The sequence below is a fragment of the Microbacterium salitolerans genome (assembly GCF_019720895.1).
GTDB lineage: Bacteria > Actinomycetota > Actinomycetes > Actinomycetales > Microbacteriaceae > Microbacterium.
Genome location: NZ_JAHKSH010000005.1, coordinates 16,569 through 40,380 on the forward strand (window position 1 = coordinate 16,569; position 23,812 = coordinate 40,380).

Annotated in this window: 26 protein-coding genes; 12 read left to right on the forward strand and 14 right to left on the reverse strand. The window is 70.1% G+C overall.

Annotation, left to right across the window (positions count from 1 at the left end; all coding sequences use genetic code 11):
* Positions 1 to 23 precede the first annotated feature (23 nt).
* From KOL93_RS12065 to infC, 5 genes are all read right to left on the reverse strand, one after another.
* Positions 24 to 764 (reverse strand): amino acid ABC transporter ATP-binding protein, encoded by a 741-nt coding sequence (locus KOL93_RS12065; RefSeq protein WP_221585637.1) that lies wholly within the window; start codon positions 762 to 764, stop codon positions 24 to 26.
* Positions 765 to 837: 73 nt separating this feature from the next.
* A complete protein-coding gene (locus KOL93_RS12070) occupies positions 838 to 1,665 on the reverse strand; it encodes a TrmH family RNA methyltransferase (RefSeq protein WP_221585638.1) in 828 nt (275 codons plus the stop codon).
* A 144-nt stretch (positions 1,666 to 1,809) separates the two neighbouring features.
* Positions 1,810 to 2,193 carry a 50S ribosomal protein L20 gene (gene rplT, locus KOL93_RS12075; RefSeq protein WP_221585639.1) on the reverse strand — a complete coding sequence of 128 codons (384 nt, stop codon included), beginning with the start codon at positions 2,191 to 2,193 and terminating at the stop codon, positions 1,810 to 1,812.
* A gap of 38 nt (positions 2,194 to 2,231) precedes the next feature.
* Positions 2,232 to 2,426 (reverse strand): 50S ribosomal protein L35, encoded by a 195-nt coding sequence (rpmI, locus tag KOL93_RS12080; RefSeq protein ID WP_221585640.1) that lies wholly within the window; start codon positions 2,424 to 2,426, stop codon positions 2,232 to 2,234.
* An 84-nt stretch (positions 2,427 to 2,510) separates the two neighbouring features.
* On the reverse strand, positions 2,511 to 3,116 hold the full coding sequence (gene infC, locus KOL93_RS12085) for a translation initiation factor IF-3 (protein WP_374107119.1): 606 nt from the start codon (positions 3,114 to 3,116) through the stop codon (positions 2,511 to 2,513).
* Between the two features lie 275 nt (positions 3,117 to 3,391).
* Between infC and KOL93_RS12090 the strand changes: the two genes are divergently transcribed.
* Entirely contained in the window at positions 3,392 to 3,814 is a 423-nt protein-coding gene (locus tag KOL93_RS12090) for a DUF1844 domain-containing protein (RefSeq protein ID WP_221585642.1), read from the forward strand.
* A 262-nt stretch (positions 3,815 to 4,076) separates the two neighbouring features.
* Positions 4,077 to 5,258 carry an endo-1,4-beta-xylanase gene (locus KOL93_RS12095; protein WP_221585643.1) on the forward strand — a complete coding sequence of 394 codons (1,182 nt, stop codon included), beginning with the start codon at positions 4,077 to 4,079 and terminating at the stop codon, positions 5,256 to 5,258.
* On the opposite strand, the gene KOL93_RS12100 is transcribed toward KOL93_RS12095, so the two are convergent.
* From KOL93_RS12100 to KOL93_RS12125, 6 genes are all read right to left on the reverse strand, one after another.
* Positions 5,250 to 6,077: an SseB family protein gene (locus KOL93_RS12100; RefSeq protein WP_221585644.1), complete on the reverse strand. Its 828-nt coding sequence runs from the start codon at positions 6,075 to 6,077 to the stop codon at positions 5,250 to 5,252. The genes KOL93_RS12095 and KOL93_RS12100 overlap by 9 nt on opposite strands.
* A complete protein-coding gene (priA, locus tag KOL93_RS12105; RefSeq protein ID WP_221585645.1) occupies positions 6,061 to 6,807 on the reverse strand; it encodes a bifunctional 1-(5-phosphoribosyl)-5-((5-phosphoribosylamino)methylideneamino)imidazole-4-carboxamide isomerase/phosphoribosylanthranilate isomerase PriA in 747 nt (248 codons plus the stop codon). The genes KOL93_RS12100 and priA overlap by 17 nt, the downstream gene beginning before the upstream one ends.
* A gap of 117 nt (positions 6,808 to 6,924) precedes the next feature.
* Entirely contained in the window at positions 6,925 to 7,569 is a 645-nt protein-coding gene (hisH, locus tag KOL93_RS12110) for an imidazole glycerol phosphate synthase subunit HisH (protein ID WP_221585646.1), read from the reverse strand.
* Entirely contained in the window at positions 7,569 to 8,174 is a 606-nt protein-coding gene (hisB, locus tag KOL93_RS12115; protein WP_221585647.1) for an imidazoleglycerol-phosphate dehydratase HisB, read from the reverse strand. The genes hisH and hisB overlap by 1 nt, the downstream gene beginning before the upstream one ends.
* 28 nt (positions 8,175 to 8,202) lie before the next feature.
* Positions 8,203 to 9,282, reverse strand: coding sequence for a histidinol-phosphate transaminase (locus KOL93_RS12120; protein WP_221585648.1), 1,080 nt, complete (start codon positions 9,280 to 9,282; stop codon positions 8,203 to 8,205).
* A gap of 29 nt (positions 9,283 to 9,311) precedes the next feature.
* Positions 9,312 to 9,677, reverse strand: coding sequence for a LysM peptidoglycan-binding domain-containing protein (locus tag KOL93_RS12125; protein ID WP_221585649.1), 366 nt, complete (start codon positions 9,675 to 9,677; stop codon positions 9,312 to 9,314).
* Between the two features lie 199 nt (positions 9,678 to 9,876).
* Between KOL93_RS12125 and lexA the strand changes: the two genes are divergently transcribed.
* From lexA to KOL93_RS12140, 3 genes are all read left to right on the forward strand, one after another.
* Complete coding sequence (lexA, locus tag KOL93_RS12130) at positions 9,877 to 10,560, forward strand: transcriptional repressor LexA (RefSeq protein ID WP_221585650.1); 684 nt, start codon at positions 9,877 to 9,879, stop codon at positions 10,558 to 10,560.
* A gap of 135 nt (positions 10,561 to 10,695) precedes the next feature.
* On the forward strand, positions 10,696 to 12,675 hold the full coding sequence (locus KOL93_RS12135) for an alpha/beta hydrolase family protein (RefSeq protein ID WP_221585651.1): 1,980 nt from the start codon (positions 10,696 to 10,698) through the stop codon (positions 12,673 to 12,675).
* Positions 12,676 to 13,085: 410 nt separating this feature from the next.
* Positions 13,086 to 13,868, forward strand: coding sequence for a hypothetical protein (locus tag KOL93_RS12140; protein WP_221585652.1), 783 nt, complete (start codon positions 13,086 to 13,088; stop codon positions 13,866 to 13,868).
* Between the two features lie 4 nt (positions 13,869 to 13,872).
* Here the strand turns inward: KOL93_RS12140 and hflX are convergent, their stop codons facing one another.
* Positions 13,873 to 15,399: a GTPase HflX gene (hflX, locus tag KOL93_RS12145; RefSeq protein WP_221585653.1), complete on the reverse strand. Its 1,527-nt coding sequence runs from the start codon at positions 15,397 to 15,399 to the stop codon at positions 13,873 to 13,875.
* 112 nt (positions 15,400 to 15,511) lie between these two features.
* Here hflX and KOL93_RS12150 point away from each other — a divergent pair, with 112 nt between their 5' ends.
* Complete coding sequence (locus KOL93_RS12150; RefSeq protein WP_221585654.1) at positions 15,512 to 16,150, forward strand: class I SAM-dependent methyltransferase; 639 nt, start codon at positions 15,512 to 15,514, stop codon at positions 16,148 to 16,150.
* 6 nt (positions 16,151 to 16,156) lie between these two features.
* Here KOL93_RS12150 and KOL93_RS12155 read toward each other — a convergent pair whose 3' ends face one another.
* Positions 16,157 to 17,047, reverse strand: a complete 891-nt coding sequence (locus tag KOL93_RS12155; RefSeq protein WP_221585655.1) for a LysR family transcriptional regulator ArgP — start codon at positions 17,045 to 17,047, stop codon at positions 16,157 to 16,159.
* Between the two features lie 75 nt (positions 17,048 to 17,122).
* Here KOL93_RS12155 and KOL93_RS12160 point away from each other — a divergent pair, with 75 nt between their 5' ends.
* Positions 17,123 to 17,812, forward strand: a complete 690-nt coding sequence (locus KOL93_RS12160) for a LysE/ArgO family amino acid transporter (RefSeq protein WP_221585656.1) — start codon at positions 17,123 to 17,125, stop codon at positions 17,810 to 17,812.
* 3 nt (positions 17,813 to 17,815) lie between these two features.
* Here KOL93_RS12160 and dapF read toward each other — a convergent pair whose 3' ends face one another.
* A complete protein-coding gene (dapF, locus tag KOL93_RS12165) occupies positions 17,816 to 18,694 on the reverse strand; it encodes a diaminopimelate epimerase (RefSeq protein ID WP_221585657.1) in 879 nt (292 codons plus the stop codon).
* A 110-nt stretch (positions 18,695 to 18,804) separates the two neighbouring features.
* Here dapF and KOL93_RS12170 point away from each other — a divergent pair, with 110 nt between their 5' ends.
* The 5 genes from KOL93_RS12170 to KOL93_RS12190 are packed head-to-tail and all read left to right on the forward strand — an operon-like array spanning position 18,805 to position 23,805.
* On the forward strand, positions 18,805 to 19,722 hold the full coding sequence (locus KOL93_RS12170; RefSeq protein WP_221585658.1) for an ATP-binding cassette domain-containing protein: 918 nt from the start codon (positions 18,805 to 18,807) through the stop codon (positions 19,720 to 19,722).
* A 20-nt stretch (positions 19,723 to 19,742) separates the two neighbouring features.
* Complete coding sequence (locus KOL93_RS12175; RefSeq protein WP_221585659.1) at positions 19,743 to 20,594, forward strand: hypothetical protein; 852 nt, start codon at positions 19,743 to 19,745, stop codon at positions 20,592 to 20,594.
* An 11-nt stretch (positions 20,595 to 20,605) separates the two neighbouring features.
* A complete protein-coding gene (locus KOL93_RS12180; RefSeq protein ID WP_221585660.1) occupies positions 20,606 to 21,880 on the forward strand; it encodes a sensor histidine kinase in 1,275 nt (424 codons plus the stop codon).
* Positions 21,877 to 22,542 carry a response regulator transcription factor gene (locus KOL93_RS12185; RefSeq protein ID WP_221585661.1) on the forward strand — a complete coding sequence of 222 codons (666 nt, stop codon included), beginning with the start codon at positions 21,877 to 21,879 and terminating at the stop codon, positions 22,540 to 22,542. Before KOL93_RS12180 ends, KOL93_RS12185 begins: the two co-directional genes overlap by 4 nt.
* Before the next feature lie 39 nt (positions 22,543 to 22,581).
* A complete protein-coding gene (locus KOL93_RS12190) occupies positions 22,582 to 23,805 on the forward strand; it encodes an MFS transporter (protein WP_221585662.1) in 1,224 nt (407 codons plus the stop codon).
* Positions 23,806 to 23,812 lie beyond the last annotated feature (7 nt).

Below are 23,812 nucleotides of genomic sequence, written 5' to 3' on the forward strand. Positions count from 1 at the left end.
TCGGTGTGCGGGCAGATCGCGCCTCAGTGCGTGATCAGCTTCGAGAGGAAGTCCTTCGCCCGGGCGGACTGCGGGTTCGTGAAGAACTCCTCGGGCGTGGCCTCCTCGACGATCTCGCCGTCGGCCATGAAGACGACGCGGTCTGCGGCCTTGCGTGCGAAGCCCATCTCGTGGGTGACGACGACCATCGTCATGCCCTCCTTCGCGAGACCGACCATGACGTCGAGGACCTCGTTGATCATCTCGGGGTCGAGCGCACTGGTCGGCTCGTCGAAGAGCATGATCTTCGGGTGCATCGCGAGGGACCTGGCGATGGCGACGCGCTGCTGCTGGCCGCCGGACAGCTGCGCCGGCAGCTTGTCGGCCTGCTGGTCGATGCCGACGCGCTCGAGGAGCTGATGCGCCTGCTTCTCGGCGTCGGCCTTCTTGAGGCCGCGCACCTTGATCGGCCCGAGGGTGACGTTCTCGAGGATCGTCAGGTGGCTGAAGAGGTTGAACGACTGGAACACCATGCCGACATCGGCGCGGAGCGACGCGAGGGCCCTGCCCTCCTTCGGAAGCTCTTTGCCGTCGATCGTGATGGATCCGCTCGTGATCGTCTCGAGGCGGTTGATCGTGCGGCACAGGGTCGACTTGCCGGAACCGGACGGACCGATCACGACGACGACCTCGCCCTTGCCGACCGTGAGGTCGATGTTCTTCAGTGCGTGAAAGTCACCGTAGTGCTTCTGCACGTTGTCCATGACGACGAGGGGCTCTGCCATAGGGGTCAGCCTAGACGGAACATCAGCATTCCTGCGATCGACCCGTCACCGGTTACGCAGTCGTAACGCGGCGTCAGACCGAGCGCTGAGCGAAGGCCGTCTCGTAGAGGCAGACGCTGGCCGCGGTCGCAAGGTTGAGTGACTCGGCGTGGCCGTAGATCGGCAGCCGCAGCGCGCGATCGCACAGACGGAGCGCGTCGTCGGGCAGGCCGCGGGCCTCGTTCCCGAACACCCACGCGGTCGGCCGCTCGAGCGTGCCGTTCGAACGCGCGGCGAGCAGGTCGTCGCCCTTCACATCGGCCGCGAGCACCTGCATCCCCGCGCTGCGTGCGCGCCCCGTGACGTCGGCGAGATCTGCGTCGACGGCGAACGGCAGGTGGAAGAGGGATCCGGTCGTCGAGCGGACGACCTTCGGATTGAACGGATCCACCGTGCGTCCCGTCAGGACGACCGCATCGGCGCCCGCGGCGTCGGCGGCGCGCAGGATCGTCCCGAGATTGCCCGGATCCCGGACCTCCTCGCAGATGACGACGAGCCGAGGAGTCTCGCCACCGGCCGGGAAGATGTCCTTCAGCGCGGTCGGGTTCTGTCGCGCCACCGCGACGAAGCCCTGCGGGGTGACCGTGTCGGACATCGCTGCGACGACGTCCTCATCGGCGTAGTCCCACTCGAGGTCGGGGTTCTCCGCGCGCGCGTCATCGATGAGGGCGCGCATGTCCCCGTGCTTCTCGAGACCTGTCGGCGTGGCATAGAGCTGCTCGACCAGATCCGGACGATAGGTGAGCGCCTCGCGCACAGCCTGCGGCCCCTCCAGGAGGAAGCGGCCTGTCTCGCGGCGGCTGCTGCGCTGGCCGAGCTTGCGGATCGTGCGGACGCGAGCGGCGCGGGGGTTCTCGAGCATGGACACGAGTCTATGGATCCGACCTGAGCCCGCGGCGTGATGCCCGGGGCGATCTGCTCGATCCGGCGGCGCGGCGCCCGCGGGAAGAGATGCCAAAGAGGGGCATCTCTCGCGAGATGCCCCTCTTCAACGTCGATCGCGTGTTTACGCAGCCTTCGCGGCGTTGACGTCGCCGGGCAGAGCGCCCTTCGCGACCTCGATGAGCGTCGCGAACGTGGCGGGCTCGTTGACCGCGAGCTCCGCGAGCATGCGACGGTCGACCTCGACGCCCGCCAGGTTCAGGCCCTGGATGAAGCGGTTGTAGGTGAGGCCGTTGGCGCGGGCGCCGGCGTTGATGCGCTGGATCCACAGGCGGCGGAAGTCGCCCTTGCGCTTGCGGCGGTCGCGGTATGCGTAGACGAGGGAGTGAGTGACCTGCTCCTTCGCCTTGCGGTACAGGCGCGAACGCTGGCCACGGTAACCCGAGGCGCGCTCGAGGATGACGCGACGCTTCTTGTGCGCGTTGACTGCGCGCTTGACTCTAGCCATGAGTGAATTTCCTTATCGAGTAACGAGTTTCGAGCCGCTCAGCGACCGAGGAGCTTCTTGACGGTCTTGACGTCGTTGCCCGAGATGATCTGGTCCTGGTTCAGACGACGCGTGCGACGGCTCGACTTGTGCTCGAGGTTGTGGCGCATGTTCGCCTGCTGCTTCTTGATCTTGCCGCTGCCGGTGATCTTGAAGCGCTTCTTGGCACCCGAGTGGGTCTTCTGCTTCGGCATTCTTCGTGACTTTCCTTGACGTGAGCGCCCGGGTGGGCGACGTGGGTGCTGCCCGCTCCGGAGAGCGGGAAGGCGATGTGGTGACTACTCGCCTGCGGGAGCCTTGTGCGCGTGCTTCGCATCGCGCGCGGCCTTCTTGTTGGCCGCACGCTGGGCGTTCTGCTCCGCCTTGGCCTCGGACTTGTTCTTGGCCGGCGCGATGATCATGACCATGTTGCGGCCATCGATCTTCGGGCGGGACTCGACGGATCCGAGTTCCGAGACCTCTTCAGCGAACTTCATCAGCAGGCGCACGCCCATCTCGGGGCGCTGCTGCTCTCGACCGCGGAACAGGATCATGGCCTTGACCTTGTCGCCGGCCTTGAGGAAGCCCTCGGCACGCTTGCGCTTCGTGTCGTAGTCATGCTGGTCGATCTTCAGGCGGAAGCGGACCTCCTTGAGAACCGTGTTCGCCTGATTGCGACGTGCTTCCTTGGCCTTCTGCGCGGTCTCGTACTTGAACTTCCCGTAGTCCATGATCTTGGCGACGGGAGGACGCGACTCGGGAGCCACCTCGACGAGGTCGAGGTCGGCCTCCTGCGCGAGGCGGAGCGCCACCTCGCTGCGGACGACGCCGATCTGTTCGCCTCCCGGGCCGATGAGTCGAACCTCGGGAACGCGAATGCGCTCGTTGATGCGGGGATCGCTGATGCGGAACTCCTCAGTGCAGTAGTGAATGAGCCACCGCGGTGCGAGGATCGCGCCACGGGCGGGAGAGAGATCAGCATCCACCCGTGCGTCGCGCCGACTTCTCGCGCACACCATCACCCTGTGAGCAGTTCACGCATGAACCGCTCCTACCCACCTCACGGTGAGCGGAGTGCCAAGTGACCCGGTAGCCTGGAACGGCAAGCGCGGGTGGGATGAAGATCCTCTTTCGTCCGAAACAATATCGGAGCCCGGACAAGTCTACCAGAAGGCAGCACATGAGCACCATCCCCGGCGATCAGGCCGCGCACGCCCACAGCTTCGACTCCTCCCGCGTCGATCGCTGGGACGAGCAGGAGAAGGCCGCGTCGGCCATCGATGCCACGCGCGACCTCGCCGATGTTCCCGCCGTCGAGGTCATCGCGTCGACCTGCGTCCATCTCATGAGCGCCGCCGCGGTCAAGCTGGGACTGGGCGAAGAGGACGGCGCAGAGGACCTCATCGACCTCGACGAGGCCCGCAAGGTCATCAACGCGCTCGCCGGCCTCGTCACCGGCGCCGCTCCCGAGATCAGCGACAGCCACGCCCGCCCGATCCGCGACGGCCTGCGATCCCTGCAGCTGCGGTTCCGCGAGATCTCATCGATCCCCGACGTCCCGGGACAGGGCCCCGGGGAGAAGTTCACCGGGCCGGTCATCTGACCACACTCCATGATGCGGGGCGACGTCGTTTCGGCGTCGCCCCGCATCGTGCGCGCGGACCGCTCCACCCCCCCTCCCCGCGACGGTCGCCGCTCCCCGACAGGCGCATCACCGCGCGGTCGATATCGTTTTCCATCTCCCCCTTGCGTCATCGCTCCCCTGTCCCATACCTTTCGTTTTGTTGGCTGACACAACTTAAGGGCGCACCGCGGCGCCCGATCCCACGACGTCGACGACGCCGTCGACCACGGAAAGGTTGACCATGACCAGACGCACACTCCTGGCCGCCCTCGGCGGCACGGCCGCTCTCGCCCTGCTCGCGACCGCGGCACCCGCGGCCGCCGCTCCCCCGACTTCGCCGCCCGGCCTCGCCGCGCTCGACGGCCTCGACGCCGCCGCGCCGAACGACCTCGTCGTCGGCGGAGCCGCGGCCGGAGGCGGCCACCATGGCGATGCCGCCTATCCCGACCCGTTCACCTTCGACGAGGACTACCGGAACCTGCTCGCGGGCGAGTTCGGCTCGCTCACACCCGAGAACCAGATGAAGTGGGACCACCTGCGCCCCGCGCAGGACGAGTTCGCGTTCGCCGATGCCGACGCGATCGTCGAGTTCGCCGACGACGCGGGGATCGCGGTGCGCGGGCACACCCTGCTCTGGCACAGCCAGAACCCCGACTGGCTCGAGAACGGCGACTTCACCGACGCCGAGCTGCGTGACATCTTGCACGAGCACATCACGACCGTCGTCGAACGGTATGCCGGCCGGATCATGCACTGGGAGGTCGCGAACGAGATCTTCGACGAGCAGGGCGACCTGCGCAGCGAGGAGAACATCTGGATCCGCGAGCTCGGCCCCGAGATCATCGCCGATGCGTTCCGCTGGGCGCACGAGGCCGACCCGGAGGCCGTGCTGTTCTTCAACGACTACAACGTCGAGGGGATGAACGTGAAAGCGGACGCCTACTACGACCTCGCGCGCGAGCTCCTCGCCGACGGCGTCCCCGTCGGCGGGATGGGGCTGCAGTCGCACCTCGGCACGATGTACGGCTACGACACGACCCTGCCGGACAACCTCGCCCGGTTCGGCGCTCTCGGGCTCGAGACCGCCATCACCGAGCTCGATGTGCGCATGACCATGCCCGAAGACGGCGAGCCGACAGCCGAGATGGTCGCCCAGCAGGACGAGTTCTACGACTTCGTGCTGAACGCGTGCCTCGCCGAGTCGAGCTGCGGGTCGTTCACGCTGTGGGGCGCATCCGACGCGTACTCGTGGGTGCCCGTCACGTTCGACGGACAGGGATCCGCGACGCCGTGGACGGCCGAACTCGAGCGCAAGTCGTCGTACTGCGTGCTGCAGGAGACGCTCGTGACGGCGAACCCGGGAGGCGCGGCCCGCTTCGCCCACCACCCCGCCTACGAGGAGTGCCGGACGGCTCTACTCTGACCGCAGAGCGATCTGCAGCGAGTCGACGAGCACGGCGATGCGGTCGTCGGCCGACCATCGCTGTGCCAGGCGGCCCAGCACCGTGTCGAGCTCGGCACGATCGAGACCCTGCATGAGGGTCAGCACGACGGTGACCTCGGGGCCGCGCAGGCGCGCCTCGGGGTCACCGGGCTCCACGGCCAGATCGAGCACGGCCAGCTCGGAGCCGATCGACTCGTGGAAGGCGCGGACGACCTCGTCGCTGCGCCAGGCAGGGGCCCATGGCTGCGACTGCGCGATCGCCCACACGGCCGGTCGCCGGACGACGAACTCGGTCGGGCTCGTCGGATCGAGCACGATGAGATCCGTGTCCTCTCCCGCCGCGGCGAGAGCCGCTCGGGTGCCCGCCACGGGGATCGGGCGCGCCTCCGCGTTCCACGCGCGCATCGTGTCGACGCACGTGAACGCCGGCAGCACCTTGCGCCCGTCGGGCGCCGCGACCGTGACGATCGACAGCTCCTGCGTCTTGTCGACGACGAGACCCGTCGGTCCGACGCCCTCGTCGCCCTTCTCCGCAATGAGCGGCACGAGGACGCGCGCCTCGCGCATCGCATCGACGACCTGATCCGGGGCTCCCTCACCCGCTCGGAATCGCGTCAGCGCTTCCCAGAGTGCAGGATCCGCGGATCCGTCGTCTCCGGCCGCGGGGTTCGGCTGGAACGTGCGGCCCTCCCACGCCCGGCCGGCCGAATCGGCCGTGTTGCCGGCGAGATGCGCCAGGTGACTCGGGGTCTCCGAGGAGACTCCCGAGCCTCGACCCTCGTCAGACGGTCGCGACATCCAGTGCCTCGGCCAGCGTGAAGGCCTCCGAGTAGAGCGCCTTGCCGACGATCGCCCCTTCGACGCCGTGCGGCACGAGCTCGCGGAGCGCGGCGATGTCGTCGAGGCTCGAGATGCCGCCCGACGCCACGACCGGCTTGTCGGTGCGCTCGGTCATCTGACGCAGCAGCTCGATATTCGGCCCGCGCAGCGTGCCGTCCTTCGTGACGTCGGTGACGACGTAGCGGGCACAGCCCGCCTGCTCGAGCCGCTCGAGCACCTGCCAGAGGTCGCCGCCCTCCTGCGTCCACCCGCGCGCCGCGAGCGTGGTGCCGCGCACATCGAGGCCGACCGCGATCGCCTCGCCGTAGCGGGCGATGACCGCCTCGGTCCAGTCGGGGTTCTCGAGCGCCGCGGTGCCGAGGTTCACGCGCTGCGCACCGGAGGCGAGCGCGGCCTCGAGCGACGCGTCGTCGCGGATCCCACCAGAGATCTCGACGTTGACGCCGCGCATGTGCTTGATCACCTTGCGCAGCACGGCGGTGTTGCTGCCACGGCCGAATGCCGCGTCGAGGTCGACCAGGTGCAGCCACTCGGCGCCCTGGGCCTTCCACTGCTCTGCAGCCTCGACCGGGTCGCCATAGCTCGTCTCAGAACCCGCCTCGCCCTGGGTCAGGCGCACGGCCTTGCCACCCGCGACGTCGACAGCGGGCAGAAGGATCAGACCGGGTGTGGACGCGAAATCGTTCATCTCTCCTCGAGGCCCGCCGGACTCTCCCGCGTGACGCACAAGCGATAAGGCTAGACCCCTCGAACCGATCCGGCCAATCGGCGCGTCGCGTGCCCTCGGACCGAGGTGCGCACGTCGTCAGCGGGGCAGCGTGTCGATCCAGTTGCGCAGGAGGGCGATGCCCGCCTCGCCCGACTTCTCGGGGTGGAACTGCGTCGCCGTCAGCGGACCGTTCTCGACCGCCGCAAGAAAGCGGGAGCCGTGCGTCGCCCACGTCACGGCGGGCTGAGGAAACGGGGGCAGGACGTCGAGCGTCCACTCCTGCGCCGCGTACGAGTGGACGAAATAGAAGCGCTCGTTCTCGAGACCCGCGAACAGCCTCGACCCTTTGCCTGCCTCGACCGTGCTCCATCCCATATGCGGCACGACGGGCGCCTCGAGCCTGCTCACGACGCCGGCCCACTCCCCGAGACCCTCCGTGTCGGCCCCGCGCTCGATGCCGCGCTCGAACATCACCTGCATGCCGACGCAGATACCCATGACCGGGAGCCCGCCCGCCAGACGACGCTCGATGAGCTCGGCGCCGCGGATGGCATTCAGCTGCTCCATCACCGCACTGAACGCCCCGACGCCGGGCACGAGAAGCCCCTGAGCGCTCATCACCTCCTGGCGGTCGCGCGTGAGCCGCACGTCGGCACCCGCGGCCTCGAGCGCCTTGACCGCCGAGTGGACGTTGCCGGAGCCGTAGTCGAGGACCGCGATGAGGGGCGCGCTCTGCGCCATCAGAGGGCGCCCTTGGTCGACGGGATGCCCTTCACGAGCGGGTCACGCGCCTTCGCCTGGCGGAACGCGCGAGCGAGCGCCTTGTACTCGGCCTCGGCGATGTGGTGCGGGTCGCGGCCTCCGAGCACGCGCACGTGCATCGTCAGCCCGGCGTGGAACGCGATCGCCTCGAACGTGTGACGCACCATCGAGCCGGTGAAGTGACCGCCGATGAGGTGCATCTCGAACCCGTCGGGCTCGCCCGTGTGCACGAGGAACGGACGCCCCGAGATGTCGACGACGGCCTGCGCGAGCGCCTCGTCGAGCGGGACCAGGGCGTCGCCGTAGCGAGAGATCCCCGCCTTGTCGCCGAGCGCCTCGCGGATCGCCTCGCCCAGCACGATCGCCGTGTCCTCCACCGTGTGGTGGACATCGATGTGCGTGTCGCCCTTCGCCGTGATGCGGAGGTCTGTCAGCGAGTGCTTCGCGAACGCCGTGAGCATGTGATCGAAGAACGGCACAGACGTGTCGATGCTGCTGGTGCCGGTGCCATCGAGGTCGAGCTCGAGCTCGATCGACGACTCGCTGGTCGTGCGGGTGCGGCTCGCGGTGCGCGCGTTCGTCATAGCAGGATCCTATTCGGGCGTGGCTCAGTCAGTCGCGGATGGCCGCGAGGGCGTCGAGGAAGGTGCTGGTCTCGTCTTCGGTTCCCGCCGAGACCCGGAGGTGCCCGGGGATGCCGATGTCGCGCACGAGGACGCCGCGGTCGTACAGGCGGGTCCACGTCTCGTGCGGGTCGTCGACGCCGCCGAAGAGAACGAAGTTGCTCCAGGTGGGGTACGGGTCGTAGCCCAGGGCCTCGAGGGTGGCCGAGATGCGCTCGCGCTGCTGGACGATGTCGTCGACCATGCGGAGCATCTCGCCGCTGTGCTTCAGCGCAGCTGTGGCCGCGGCCTGCGTGACGGCGCTCAGGTGATAGGGCAGGCGGACCAGTCGCAGCGCGTCGATGACGGCGGGGTCGGCCGCGAGGTAGCCGACGCGGGCTCCGGCGAACGCGAAGGCCTTGCTCATCGTGCGCGACACCACGAGGCGCTCGCGACCGGGCAGCAGCGTGAGCGCCGATGTCGCCTCCGCGGGCGCGAACTCGAAGTACGCCTCATCGACGATCACGATGCCGCGCGAAGCCTCGTAGACGGCCTCGACGACCTCGATCGACAGAGGGGTTCCCGTGGGGTTGTTCGGCGCACAGAGGAACACGACGTCGGGATCCGCCTCGCGCACCTGACGGGCCGCGTCTTCCGCAGTGATCTCGTAGCGCGGACCGCGGGTCCCCGCGATCCACTCGGATCCGACGCCTCGGACGAGGAGCGAGTACATCGAGTACGTCGGAGCGAACCCGAATCCCGTGCGGCCCGGACCCCCGAACGCCTGCAGCAGGTGCTGAAGGACCTCGTTCGACCCGTTCGCCGCCCAGATCTGGTCGGGGCTCAGCCCGTGGCCGAGGTAGGACGCGAATGCCTCACGCAGCTCGGTGAACTCGCGATCCGGGTAGCGGTTGAGGCCCGAGATGCTCTTCGCGACCGCGTCGGCGATGTCGTCGGCGACGGCGCCGGGAATCGGATGCGTGTTCTCGTTGACATTCAAAGCGATCGGAAGCGGCACCTGAGGCGCACCGTAGGGCTTCTGCCCACGCAGATCGTCTCGGAGGGGGAGGTCGTCGAGTGTCACCGTCACCCTGACAATGCTACGGCGAACCCGTCAGGTCAGCGCCCGCCGGAGTAGACGGCCGGCAGGGCGAGGGTCTGCCCCGCCTCGACCAGCGCGCCGGGAAGCTGATTGAGGGCGACGATCTCGTCGACGACGTCGCGCGGGTCGACGCCGGGAGCCACGCGCTCGGCGACGCTCCAGAGCGATTCACCGGACATGACCGTGACGGAGCCGAACGTGCCGGCGGGTGCGCCCGGCTCGTCGGAGCCGATCGCGCTGCCGCCGCCGAGGACTGCCGCCGCGATGCCGACAGCGAGGGGCATCGCGGCGAGGGACGCGAGGACGCGGCGACCGCGGCGGGTGATGCGCAGGCGGGTCGACGTCATTCGTACCGCAGGTGCGGTGAGTGCGACGGTGCTCATCTGCTGACCTTCTCTCGTATCGATGTACCGAACTTATCTTCGAATATTCGAACGCGTCAACCCTTTCTTCGAAGAAATTCGTCGACATGAGCACGACACACTCGAACAAATCTCCCGAAGATCGCATCGCCTCGGGTAGCGTCTCGGGTGACGCAGATCACGACACCAGGAACCCCTGACATTCGAAGAGGAGCAGCGGATGAGCGCCGCCGACAAGCAGCAGGCCCCCCGTGGACGCCGCCGCAAGAATCTGAGCGAGAAGCAGCTGGCCATCCTCGAGGTGATCCAGCAGTCGATCCAAGTCAACGGGTACCCGCCGAGCATGCGCGAGATCGGCGACGCCGTCGGGCTCAAGTCGCTGTCGAGCGTCACCCATCAGCTCGGCCAGCTCGAGCTCAGCGGCTATCTGCGTCGAGACCCCGGCAAGACGCGCGCAATGGAGGTTCTCATCGACCTCCCCGGCACGTCCGCGACCGAGAACCCCGCCGACATCGCTCCCGCGGTCGGTGACGCCGCGATGGTGCCGCTCGTCGGCCAGATCGCCGCGGGCGTGCCGATCACCGCCGAGCAGCAGGTCGAGGAGGTCTTCCCCCTCCCGCGTCAGCTCGTCGGCGGCGGCGAGCTGTTCATGCTCAAGGTGTCGGGCGACTCGATGATCGACGCGGCCATCTGCGACGGCGACTGGGTCGTGATCCGTGCGCAGAACGACGCTGAGAACGGCGAGATCGTCGCGGCGATGCTCGACGGCGAGGCGACCGTGAAGACCTTCCGCCGTCGCGACGGCCATGTATGGCTCCTCCCCCGCAACTCCGCCTTCGAGCCGATCCTCGGCGACGAGGCGGTCGTCCTCGGCCGCGTCGTCGCCGTGATGCGGGCCGTCTGACCGCACGCGCGACCACGACGACGCGGCGCGATCACGCACCATCCCGCGATGCGACGCCCGTCGACGGCAGATCATCTCGCGCGCCGTGGCATGCCGTCGCGTGACGCCGTGACGGCCGTGCCATAGCGTGGAGCCATGGCCCACACCGACCAGCTCGCCTTTGGAACCTGGCCGTCGCCGATCCGACCCGAGGACATGCCCACGGGCTCGCTGCGTCTCGGGCGCGCGCGCTACGTCGGCGACGAAGTGTGGTGGGCGGAATCCGTGCCGTCGGAGCGCGGGCGCACGGCGATCTTCCGCTCGCAGGAGGGCACGCCCGTCCTCCCGGCTCCATGGAGCGCGCGATCGCGCGTGCACGAGTACGGCGGCGGCGCGTGGACCGTCACCGGCGACGAGCGCGTGGCGTTCGTGCACCAGGCCGATCAGCGCATCTACAGTCTCGTGCTCGGCGAGGGTCCCGCTCCCCTGACTCCCGCGGACTCGCGGTTCGTGTTCGGCGACCTCGTCTTCGCGGAGGATGCACTGTGGGCCGTCCGAGAGACGCACGAGGTGCCGCACGAGACGCCTCTGCGAGAGATCGTGCGCATTCCGCTGGACGGAGCGGGCGCCACGGATCCCGAGGCGATCGTCTCCGTCGTCGGCGGCAGCGACTTCGTCGCCTACCCCGCCCCGCGCGCGGGTCGGCTCGCCTGGATCGCCTGGGACCATCCCGACATGCCCTGGGACGCCGCCGAGCTGCGGGTCGGGACCCTCGACGCCGACGGACGCGTCTCGTCCTGGATCCGCGCAGCGGGTGGCCGGGGTGTCGCCGACGGGAAGAACGTCTCGGCGCTCCAGCCCGAGTGGACGGGCGACGAGGAGCTGATGTTCCTCGCGGATCCGCCGATCGCCACGGGAGAGCCGGATGCGCCCGCGCGCTGGAACCTGTACTGGCTGCGCTTCGACGAGGGGCTCGCCGTCGCGGGCCCGGATCCCATCTTCCCGGTCGACGCCGACACGGGCGGCGCGCTGTGGAGCCTCGGCTCGCGCTGGTACGCGGCGCTCGCCGACGGCCGCGTCGTCGCGGTGGTGACGAATGGGCGCTCGGAGCTCCTCATCGTGGATCCGACGGGCGGCGCCGTGACGGAGCTCGAGACGCCCCTGACGGGCGACGTGCAGATCCACGATGTGCGCGGTGAGCGCGTGCTCCTCACCGGTGCGGGGGCCGATGTTCCGGGCGGGCTGTGGCAGCTCGACGTCGACGCGCGCTCTCTCGAGGCGCTGCGGGGCGGAGAAATCGACGACGTCCCCGGGCTGCGCTCCGTCGCCGAGCCCCTGACGTTCTCCGGACCCAACGGTCCGGTGCACGCCTTCTACTACCCGCCGAGCCACCCCGTCGTCACGGCGCCCGACGGCGAGCTCCCGCCCGTCCTGGTCCTCGTGCACGGCGGCCCCACGGGCCATGTCTCCGGGGATCTGTCGCAGGGCACGGCGTTCTTCACCAGCCGCGGGATCGGTGTGCTCGATGTCAACTACGGCGGGTCATCTGGCTACGGCCGCGCCTACCGGGAGCGACTCAACGGAGGCTGGGGGGTGTCGGACGTGCAGGACGTCGCCGCGGCGGCGCAGGGCCTCGTGAACGCGGGGCTCGCGGATCCGCGCCGCCTCGCCATCAAGGGCGGCTCGGCGGGCGGGTGGACGGTGCTGTGCGCGCTGGCGGACACCGACGTGTTCTCCGCGGGGATCAGCCGCTACGGCGTCGCCGACCTGCGCCTGCTCCTCGCCGAGACGCACGACTTCGAGGCGCGATACGTCGACAGCCTCGTGGGCCCGTGGCCTGAGGCCGAGCAGGAGTACATCGACCGCTCTCCCCTGTCGCGCCCCGAGTCGCTGACGACCCCGCTGCTGATCCTCCAGGGCACCGCTGATCCGGTCGTGCCGCCCTCGCAGTCGGAGGCGCTGCGCGACGCGCTCGCGGCGAACGACGTGCCGTATGCATACATCCTGTTCGACGGGGAAAGCCACGGGTTCCGGCAGGCGGAGACGATCGTGAAGTGCTTCGCGTCCGAGCTCGCCTTCCTCGGCGAGGTCCTCGGGTTCGAGACGCCGGGCGTGGATCCGCTCACGCTGTCCTGACTCTCGCGAACGACGCGGGGAGGTGGGAGCGGATCGGGCATCCGCGTGCGGGGGCGCCGGCGAGGCGCTCGTCGCCTGGAGCGGGGCCGAACTCGACGGAGAGCCCCGCGAGCACGCGGTCGTCCGGTCCCAGAGGCACATCCGACAGAAACGTGCGCGCCTCCGCGTCGACCTACGGCCTGCCCGCACAGCCGTGCCCCCGGTCGCCGGACCAGGGCGATGAGCTCGCCGCAGCTCAGGGCTCATCTGCCATCCTCGAGCACCGACGCGTCCAGGTGTCGGTGGGCGGTCTCCCGCAGGATGTCGATCAGCGTGCGCTCTGGCGGCGCCCGTGCGCGTCGCCGCCTCCCCGCGACGCACCCGGCGGCGGCGCGCCTCGTTTGTCGGGGGTTGGCCGTACCGTCATGGGTATGGAGATCGCAGGACTCATCCTCGGCACGATCGGCGCCGTCGACCTCGTGCGCGCCGCGCGCGGGCCCTCGCCGTCGAGTCGCCGCGCGAGCCTCATCGGGATCATTGCGATCCTCCTGTCCAGTGCCGCCGTGGGCGTCGCCCTGCAGGGGTTCACCGTCTCCGGCGTCGTGCTCGCACTCATCGCGCCCGCGTTCGCTCTCCTCTGGGCGGCGACCATGCACGACGACGACGCGCGCGCCGGCTTCGTCCCCGTCCTGCTCGTCGGGGTCGCCGTCGCCGTCAGCGCCGTCATCATCCCGACGAGGTCCGACACGATCGAGCTCGCCGCCGGGTCCGTCCCCCTGCCGCTCGTCGTGCTATGTGTGGGCTCGGGGCTCTTCCTGGTCCAGTCGTCCAACCTCATCGTGCGCACGGCTCTGCGACGCGAAGCGGTCGACCTGCCGGATGACCCGCCCCGCGGCCGGTGGCTCTGGCCGTTCGCCAGTCGCCCGGCCGACCCGCCGGCCGACGTCGCTCCGCCGCGGCCGACGCTGCGCGGCGGTCGCATGATCGGCCCGCTCGAACGCCTCCTGATCGCGGGGCTGGTGATCGCGCAGGGCTACCACCTGATCGCAGCCCTCGTGGCGGCCAAGGGCATCGTGCGCTTCCCCGAGATCTCGCGCGATCGCGACCGCGGCACGATGGCCGAGTACTTCCTCGTCGGCAGCATGGTCAGCTGGGCGCTGAGCCTCGCCGTGGCGCTGCTGATCTGGTTCGGCTTCGAGACCTACGCGGTCTGACGCCCTACGCGGCGTACGGCGCGAGGTCGGCGGCGAGTCGGGCGTCGACCCGCGCGTGCACAAGGGTGCCGCTGGCCTCGTGGGTCTGGGCGAGGAACTGCCCCGTCTCGTGGATCGCCGAGATGAGGTCACCCCGCTCGTACGGCACGAGGGCGCGCACTTCGACCTCGGGAACCGGCAGTGCGGCTTCGACGGTGCGGCGCAGCTCCTCGATGCCCTCGCCCGTGTGCGAGGACACGAACACGGCGCCGGGTGCGAGACCGCTCAAGACGAGCCGCTCGGAGTCATCGACGAGATCCATCTTGTTGAACACGACGATCTCGGGCACATCTCGCGCGCCCACGTCGGCCAGGACCTCTCGCACCGTCGCCAGCTGACCGCCCGGATCGGGGTGGCTGCCGTCGACGACGTGCACGATGACGTCGGACTGCCCGACCTCCTCGAGCGTCGATCGGAAGGCCTCGACGAGCTGGTGCGGGAGGTTGCGCACGAACCCGACCGTGTCGGCGAGCGTGAACACACGGCCGTCGGCCGTCTCGGTGCGCCGCACCGTCGCATCCAGCGTCGCGAAGAGCGCGTTCTCGACGAGCACTCCCGCGTGCGTGAGGCGGTTGAGCAGGCTCGACTTGCCGGCGTTGGTGTAGCCCGCGATCGCGACCGACGGGATCGTGTGGCGCTTGCGCTCCGTGCGCTTCGCCTCGCGCGCGGGCGCGAAATCGCGGATCTGGCGACGGAGGATGGCCATGCGGGTGCGGATGCGACGGCGATCGAGCTCGATCTTCGTCTCACCGGGGCCGCGAGAGCCCATTCCGGCCCCGCCGGCGCCGACCTGGCCACCGGCCTGACGGCTCATGGAGTCACCCCAGCCGCGCAGGCGCGGCAGGAGGTACTCGAGCTGGGCGAGTTCGACCTGCGCCTTGCCCTCTCGCGTCTTGGCGTGCTGCGCGAAGATGTCGAGGATCACCGCCGTGCGGTCGATCACCTTCACCTTGATGACGTCCTCGAGCGCGCGGCGCTGGCTCGGCGCCAGCTCGGCATCGGCGATGACCGTGTCGGCGCCCTCGGCCTTGACGATGTCGCGCAGCTCTTCGGCCTTGCCGCGCCCGACGTAGGTCGCGGGGTCGGGATGCGGGCGGCGCTGCAACACGCCGTCGAGGATCACGGATCCGGCCGTCTCGGCGAGGGCGGAGAGCTCGCGCAGCGAGTTCTCCGCGTCGACGAGGGAGCCCTGGGAGTACACGCCGACGAGCACGACGTTCTCCATGCGTACCTGGCGGTACTCGACCTCGGTGACGTCTTCGAGCTCGGTCGAGAGCCCGGGAACGCGGCGCAGCGCGTGGCGTGCCTCGAGATCCCACTGCTCGCCGTCTCCGGTGCCGCCGCGCGCCGTCGCGTCGTCCTGCAGCGCCTGCGCGGCGCCGAACACCCGGGCCGAGGAGCGCGTCTCGTCGCGCGAGAGGATGCGGTCGAGGGTCGCGTCGTCGCGATCGCCGTCGACGGGCGCATCGCCGGTGTGGGTGGTGTCGGTCAAGTGGTGCCTCTCCTGGGGTGGTCTCAAGCCCTCCAGGATACCGCGGATCCGGCGCGCGCGGCAGGTCACCGCTCTTTCCCCGTGCGGCGCCCCTCGGGTAGAGTCGCGCGCTATGGGGGAACACTACTTCAGTGCCGCGCCCTCGAGTCCGGAGCAACTCCGCCGTCTTCCTGTCACCCTCGCTGGACGAGATGTCGAGGTCACGACTGCGCGTGGGATCTTCAGCCCCGAACGACTCGACAAGGGCACATCGGTGCTTCTCGCGAACTCACCCGAGGCCCCCGCGGGTGGTGACTTCCTCGATCTCGGATGCGGCTGGGGCCCCATCGCTCTGACGCTCGCGATGGAGGCGCCGCACGCGCGGGTGTGGGCACTCGACGTCAACGAGCGCGCTCTCGACCTCGTGCGTCGCAACGCCGAGGCGCTCGGGCTCGACAACGTCCACCCCGTCACCGCCGATCAGATCCCCGACGACGTCGTGTTCCGCACGATCCGCTCGAATCCGCCGATCCGCGTGGGCAAGGAGGTCCTGCACGAGCTCCTCGAGACGTGGATCCCCCGCCTCGATCACCACAGCGACGGATACTTCGTCGTGCAGCGCAACCTCGGCAGCGACTCGCTCCAGCGCTGGATGGACGCCACGTTCGTGGACGGCTTCTCGACGCGCCGCCATGCCACCGCCAAGGGATTCCGGGTGCTCAAAGTGCGCCACCACGGGGATCCCGCCACGGGCCCGCTGCCGATCGCCTGACCCGCGTCACTCCGCCTGAGCGAGCGCGAGGCGCGCGTGCCCGACGACGGACTCGCGGATCGCCGTGAGCACGGGCGAGGCGATGTTCCACTGCTGCCAGTAGAGCGGATCGGTGAGCGCCGGCGCCCCCAACTCGCGCAGCGTCCCGAGGTCGATCGACGCGGCCGCCTGCGCGGGCGGGAGCATGCCCCACCCCATGCCGAGCCGCACGGCGGCCGCATAGTCTTCGGACGCCGGCACGTAGTGACGCGGCGGGACCAGAGGATCCACTCCGTGTGCCCGCAGCCACTCCGACTGCACGTCATCTGAGCGATCGAAATCGATCACGGGCGTCACCGCGAGCGCTTCGGCCGTCACGCCGTGCGGCAGCCAGCGGGCGATGAAGGCCGGCGTCGCGACGGCGGTGTACGTCGTGGCGCCGAGCGGAGTCACCGAACAGCCGGCCACCGGCGAGCCCTGCGAGGTGATGGCGGCGAGCGCCGCACCGGACTCGAGCAGCGCACCGGTGCGGTCCTCGTCCTCGCGCAGAAGCTCGAAGGTGACCTCGTGCTGGTGCGTGACCGCTTCGAAGGCGGGAAGCAGCCACACGGCGAGCGAGTCGGCGTTGACGGCGATCGGCACGTGCACGAGCCCGCCGCGGTCGAGGCCCAGCTCGACGGACGCCTCGTGGCCGATGAGTGCGTACTGGCGCGCGACCCGGAGCACGACGGCGCCTGCGTCGGTCACGTGGACCGGTCGCGAGCGCACCAGGAGCACGCGGCCGAGCTGCGTCTCGAGCGCACGCAGGCGCTGACTCACCGCGGACGGCGAGATGCGCAGGCGCCGCGCGGCCGCGTCGAACGATCCCTCGTCGACGATCGCCGCGACCGTCTCGGCCAGGTCGGGAGCAATCCACATAAGCGCTGCTTCACCATCTTTCGGATCGACACATCTGCTTTTGATTCTCGCAGGTTCCCGCGTTCGATGGGATCCATGCTCACCGCTCTGCTCGCCGGTTTCGGCCTATGCCTGTCGCTCATCGTCGCACCCGGCGCGCAGAACGTTTTCCTCCTCCGCGAGGGGATCCGCCATGCGCGCGAGGGACGCCGCCACGCGATCATCCTCGCTGCCGTCTGCCTGGCGAGCGACGTCATCCTCATCTCGGTCGGCGTCGCCGGATTCGGCGTCATCGTCGAGCACGCGCCGTGGGTGCTGCCGGCGGCGAAATGGGCCGGCGTCGCCTTCCTCGCCGGCTACGGGCTCTTCGCCGCGTGGCGCACGATCCGCCCGAAGGGCGAGGCGATCGAGATCCCGCGGGAGCGCGACACGGAGCCGGCTCCTGAGCCCCTCGGCGGCGGGACGACGACGCTCACGAAAACCCGTCGGCGCCCGGCATCCGCGACGCTGCCCGCCGTCCTCACCGTCCTGGCGATCACCTGGCTCAACCCGCACACGTACCTCGACACGGCGCTGATGCTCGGGTCGGTCTCCACGGCCTACGGCGACGACCGGTGGCTCTTCGCGATCGGCGGGATCCTCGGCAGCGCCACCTGGTTCGTGTTCCTCACCTTCGCGGCGCGCTTCGCCGCCCGCTGGCTCCGCTCGCCGCGCTCCTGGCGAATCCTCGACGGCCTCATCGCCGTCGTCATGCTCGGAGTCGCCTCGGCCCTCGCCCTGGGGTGACGCTCAGGCGAGGGCGACCGTGCCCGAGAACACCAGCGTCGCGGGCCCCGAGAGGGCGACGTGCTCGCCTTCCTCTGTCGGGAACATGCGCACCCCCAGCGTTCCTCCCGGCACCTCGACACGCCAATTGTTCGGCGCCTGCGCGCCCGCCCAGGACCGGACCGCAAGCGCCGCCGCCACCGTCCCGGTTCCGCACGACAGCGTCTCCCCGACGCCGCGCTCGAACACTCGCATGCGGATGCGCCCGACGCCGTCCTTGACGAGCGGATCGCTCGGCACGACGAACTCGACGTTCGCGCCGCTCGCGGGCGCCGGATCGATGATGGGCAGGACCGTGAGATCGAGCGCTTCGAGCTCCTCTTCGCTCGCGAGCGCGACCACCACGTGGGGGTTGCCGAGATCCACGTTCATCCCGGGGCGCGCGACGTCGATGCCCTTGGCGCGCACCAGCGGATCCTCACCGTCGGTGCGCCAGCGCCCCAGATCCGCCTGGAAGCCGGTCTCGCTCCGCGTGACGTCCTTCACCCCCCCGCGCGTGCCGACCGGCAGGGTGGAGCCGGGGTCGAGCGACGCCAGACCCGTGTCGAGGAGGTAGCGCGCGAACACACGCACGCCGTTGCCGCACATCTCGGCGATGGAGCCGTCGGCGTTGCGATAGTCCATGAACCACTCCGCCGCCGGCTCCTCGGCGAGCGCGGCCCGACCGGCGTCGATCGCGCGCGAGCGGACGACGCGCAGCAGCCCGTCGCCCCCGATGCCGAAGCGTCGGTCGCACAGCGCGGCGACCTGCTCGGGTGAGAGGTCGAGCTCCCCGTCGGGGTCGGCCACGATCACGAAGTCGTTGCCGGTGCCGTGGCCTTTGGTGAAGGGGATCTCGGGCATGACCCCAGTCTAGGGACCCGTACCCCGTCATACCCCGGTATGACGGGTGACTCCCGAGGATCCGTCCCTCCTCCGATGTGCCGGCGCACGCGCTCTCGAAGAATGGAGGCATGATCACAGCAGAGAACCTCACGAAGCGCTTCGGCGCGCACACGGCCGTCGATGACGTGTCGTTCACCGTGAAGCCCGGACAGGTGACGGGCTTCCTCGGACCGAACGGCGCCGGCAAGTCGACCACGATGCGCGCGATCATGGGGCTCGACCGCCCCACGAGCGGGTCGACGACCGTCAACGGACGCCCCTTCCCCGAGCACGCCGACCCCCTGCATCAGGCCGGCGCCCTGCTCGACGCGAAGGCCGTGCATCCGGGGCGGCGCGCCGTCGACCACCTGCGGCTCCTCGCCGCCACCAACGGCATCCCCCGCCGCCGCGTCGACGACGTCATGGAGCTCACGGGCATCACCGCGGTGCAGAAGCGCCGCGTCGGCGGATTCTCGCTCGGCATGCACCAGCGGCTCGGAATCGCCGCGACGATGCTCGGCGACCCGCAGGTCCTCATGTTCGACGAGCCCGTCAACGGCCTCGACCCCGAGGGTGTGCACTGGGTGCGAGGCTTCGCGAAGGCACGCGCCGCCGAGGGCCGCACCGTCTTCATCTCGTCGCACCTCATGAGCGAGATGGCGCAGATGGCCGACCACATCATCGTCCTCGGCCGCGGACGCGTACTCGCGGACGCCCCGATCGGCGACTTCCTGCGAGCCGCCGACCAGACGACGACGCGTGTGAAGGTCTCCGACGCCACGGTGCTCGCTTCCCTCCTCTCCGCCGACGGCGTGACGATCCTGCAGACGGCGGCGGACGAGATGGAGGTGACGGGGATCCCCGCACATCGCATCGCGCGCACCGCCGCCCTCGAGAACCTCGACCTCCACGAGCTCACCCCCGTCTCCGCCTCGCTCGAAGAGGCCTACCTCGCTCTCACGGGCGACGCCGTCGAGTACCGCAGCGACGCGTCGGCCGCGGCCTGACGCACGAAAGGCACCGCATCATGTCCACGACTCTGACCACCCCCGCCGCCGCTCCCGCCGCGGCGCCCGCACCGACCGCTTCTCGCGTCACCTTCGGCACGCTTCTGCGCGCCGAATGGATCAGCCTCTCGAGCCTGCGCGGGAACATCGTCTCGCTCTTCATCGGGATCGCCCTGGTCGTCCTTCCCGCTGCCGCCTTCGCCACGCTCTGGGCGTATGACTTCTCCAGCTCCGGCGGCGACACGGCCATGCTCGAGTGGATCCCGCCCGTACCCGCGATCGCCCTGAACGGCTCCATCTTCGCGATCGCCGTCGCGGTGATCGTCGGCGCCGCCGCCTACGCGAAGGAGCACGCGACCGGCTCTCTCCGCTCCCAGCTCGCCGCGTCGCCGCGCCGCGTGCCGATGCTCCTCGCGAAGGCCGCGGTCGTCGGGGCCGCCGTCTTCGTCGCCACGATCATCGCCTTCGCCCTGGCGTACGCCGTCAGCTCCGTCGTCTATTCGATCGCCGGGCTCCCTCTCGGCATCTCGGACCCCGTGTTCGACGTCATCGTGCCGATCCTCGGCGGGGCGCTGGCCGCAACCGCCGTCGCGATCTTCGCACTCGGCATCGCGAGCCTCCTGCGTTCAGAGACCTGGGCCGTCACGCTCACGCTGGTCTTCCTGTTCATCATCCCGATGCTGCTCCTGCAGGTGCCCTGGGAGTGGGGCCCTCAGGTGTCCGAGCTGCTCCTCGGATCCACCCTGCAGACCCTCGCGAGCGGGATCGCCGAGTTCACGGGGATGTATGTGCGCGATCTCGCACTGACGCTCGGCTGGGCGGCCGCCGCCTTCCTCGGCGGTGCGATCGTCGTGTCGCGCCGCGACGCGTAGATTCGCTCTCGATGAGCTCTTCGACGCACACCTCGCCCGGCTCCGCACAGGGGCCGGGCGAGGCCGCGTCCGTCGAGCTGCCGAAGCCCCCTGGGTTCCTGCGGAGATGGGTCGATTCCCACCCGCGGACGATCGACGGCGTCATCGCCTTCTTCCTCGTCATCGCACCGCACGTGCTCGTCGTGATCTCGCTCGGGCTCACCGTGGACGACCCGACCCGCATCATCGTCGTCTCGGCGGTCGCGATCGTCGTGCTCACGGCCGGCGTGATGCTGCGGCGGCGCTGGCCCTTCCTCCTGCTCGGGCTCTCTCTGCTCATCTCGGCTCTCAGCTCGGGGAACGAAGGAGCCGCCAGCGGTGCCGCGATGTGGGTGGCGCTGTACTCACTCGGCGTGTTCGCCGGCGTGCGGCGCGCGTGGCTCGGATTCGGCCTCGCCGCCGCCGTGTCGTTCGTCCTCCTGCAGTTCGACGCCGACCGCATGGTGGGACCGTGGTGGGCCCTCGTGCTCGCCGATCTCCTCCAGGTCGGGGCGGGCCTGATCATCCCGACGCTCGTCGGGCTCTGGATCGGCGGGCGCCGGCGGTACGAGCAGGCGCTCATCGCCCGTGCGCAGGACCTCGTCCGCGAGCGCGACCAGCGCGCGCAGCTGGCGGTCTCGAACGAGCGCACACGCATCGCGCGCGAGATGCATGACATCGTCTCGCACAGCCTTACGGTCATGATCACCCTGTCCGAGGGCGCCGCCGCACAGGCCGAGGCCGGCTCCGACAGCGCGCCCGACGCCATGCGCCGCGTGGCCGAGACGGGGCGCGAGTCGCTCGCGGAGATGCGACGTCTGCTCGCCGTCCTGCGTGCGCCGGATTCCGACGCGGAGCTCGCGCCCCAGCCCGGAGCGAACGGCATCGGCGTCCTCGTCGCACAGTTCCGCGACGCGGGACTGCCGGTCGCGTGGCAGCGAGAAGGGGCGGAGCTGCCGCCGGGCGGACTCGCGCTCACGACCTACCGCATCGTGCAGGAATCGCTGACGAACGCCCTGCGACACGCGCCGGGCGCACGCCAGGTCGTCGTGCGCACCCGAGTGGATCCCGATCGCGTGACGATCACGATCGACAACGACATCACGCGCGACCCGCAGCCGTCCGACGGCGCGGGGCGCGGACTCATCGGCATGACGGAGCGCGCGGCGCTGCACGGCGGATCCGTCGACGTCGGTCCCCGCTCCGACGGGCACTGGCGGGTCGAAGCGGTGCTCTTCACGGACACGTCACGAGAGGACCCCGCATGACCGCCGATTCCATCCGCGTCGCGATCGTCGACGACCAGGAGCTCGTGCGCATGGGACTGCGCATGATGCTCGACGCCCAGCCCGACATCGAGGTCGTCGCCGAGGCGCCCGACGGAGACGCGGCGATCGCTCTCGCGGCGCGCCGCGAGGCCGACGTGCTGCTCATGGACGTACGGATGCCGGGGACCGACGGCATCACCGCGACGGAGCGGATCACCGCCGAAGACGACGCGCCGCGCGTGCTCGTGCTCACGACGTTCGACCTCGACGAGTACGCCTTCGCGGCTCTGCGCGCCGGCGCGAGCGGCTTCCTTCTGAAGGACGCACGACCTCCCGAGCTCCTGCGCGCGATCCGCGCCGTCCACGCCGGCGACGCGGCGCTCGCGCCGCGCGTGACGGCCCGGATGATCGAGCGGTTCGTCGAGGCGCCCGCCCCCCAGCAGGCCGTGACGGATCCAAGACTCGCCTCGCTCACGCCGCGTGAGCGCGAGATCCTCGTCGCCATCGGCGAAGGACTCACCAACGACGAGCTGGCGTCGCGCTTCTTCCTGTCGATCTCGACGGTGAAGACGCACATCAGCCGACTGCTGCAGAAGCTCGAGGCGCGCGATCGCGTGCAGCTCGTCATCCTCGCGTACACCTGGGGGCTCGTCGCTCGCTGAGAGCCGCCCTCTCCACGAGGAGTAACGTGGCTCGCCGGAATGAGCGACGACAGCGGATGGCAGGGACACCGGCACGGTGATGCGGCGTTCCGCCGCGTCCTCCTCGCGCTCTTCGCCGCGGGGTTCGCGACGTTCGCGCAGGTGTTCGACGCGCAGGCTGTGCTGCCCGCGATGTCCGCCGAGCTCGGCATCGCGCCGTCGACCGCCTCGCTGAGTCTGTCGTTCGCGACCCTCGGCATGGCCGCGTCGGTGCTGCCGTGGGCGTCCGTCGCGGATCGCTTCGGGCGCGTGCCCACGATGAAGGTCGCGCTCGTCGTCTCGGGCGTCGTCGGCGTGCTGACGCCGCTCATGCCGACATTCGAGCTGTTCCTCGCGATGCGCGCGATCATGGGCGCCGCGCTCGGCGCCGTGCCGGCCGTCGCGATGGCGTACCTCGCCGAGGAGATCCATTCGGGGCACATCGCACGAGCGGCGTCCATCTACATCTCGGGCAACACCATCGGCGGGATCGTCGGTCGACTCGTCGCCGGACAGCTCGCCGAAGCGACGTCCTGGCGCGTCGGAATCGAAGCCGTGTCGCTGCTCGCCGTCGCGGCCGGCGTCGCGTTCCTCCTGACCGCGCCCCGTCCGCGCGGGTACCGCCCGCAGCGCGTCCGCCTCCGGGTCACTCTGCGCAGCATCGCGTTCAACCTGCGCGATCCGCTGACGCTGTCGCTGTACGCGATCGGCTTCCTGCACATGGGGGCGTTCGCGGGGCTGTACAACTACCTCGGCTACCGCCTGCAGGATCCGCCGTTCTCGGTCCCCGCGACCGTCGTCAACCTGTTCTTCCTCGCCTACCTCATCGGCGCCGCGTGCTCTCAGCTCTCACCGCGACTCGTACCGCGATGGGGCATCGTCCAGACGATGACCGTGGGGTTCGCGCTCGAGATCATCGGCGTCGCCCTCACCCTGCCGTCCTCGATCACGACCTCGGTCGTGGGCCTCGCGCTCTTCACGGCCGGGTGGGGGTTCATCCATCCGATCGTCAGCGGGCAGTCCGGCTCGCGCGCCCAGGTCGGCCGTGCGCAGTCGACGGCGCTGTTCCAGCTGTCGTGGCTCGTCGGCACGGCGCTCTTCGGGTGGCTCATCGGCCTGGCGCTCGAGCGGGCCGCCTGGCCGGGCGCGGCCGGAACGATCGCCGCGCTCGTCGTGGCGAGCTGCACCGCCGCCTGGGTCGGCATGCACGCGCTCGCGCGGCACCGCCCCACGCCGCCCGCGTGACCGGTGA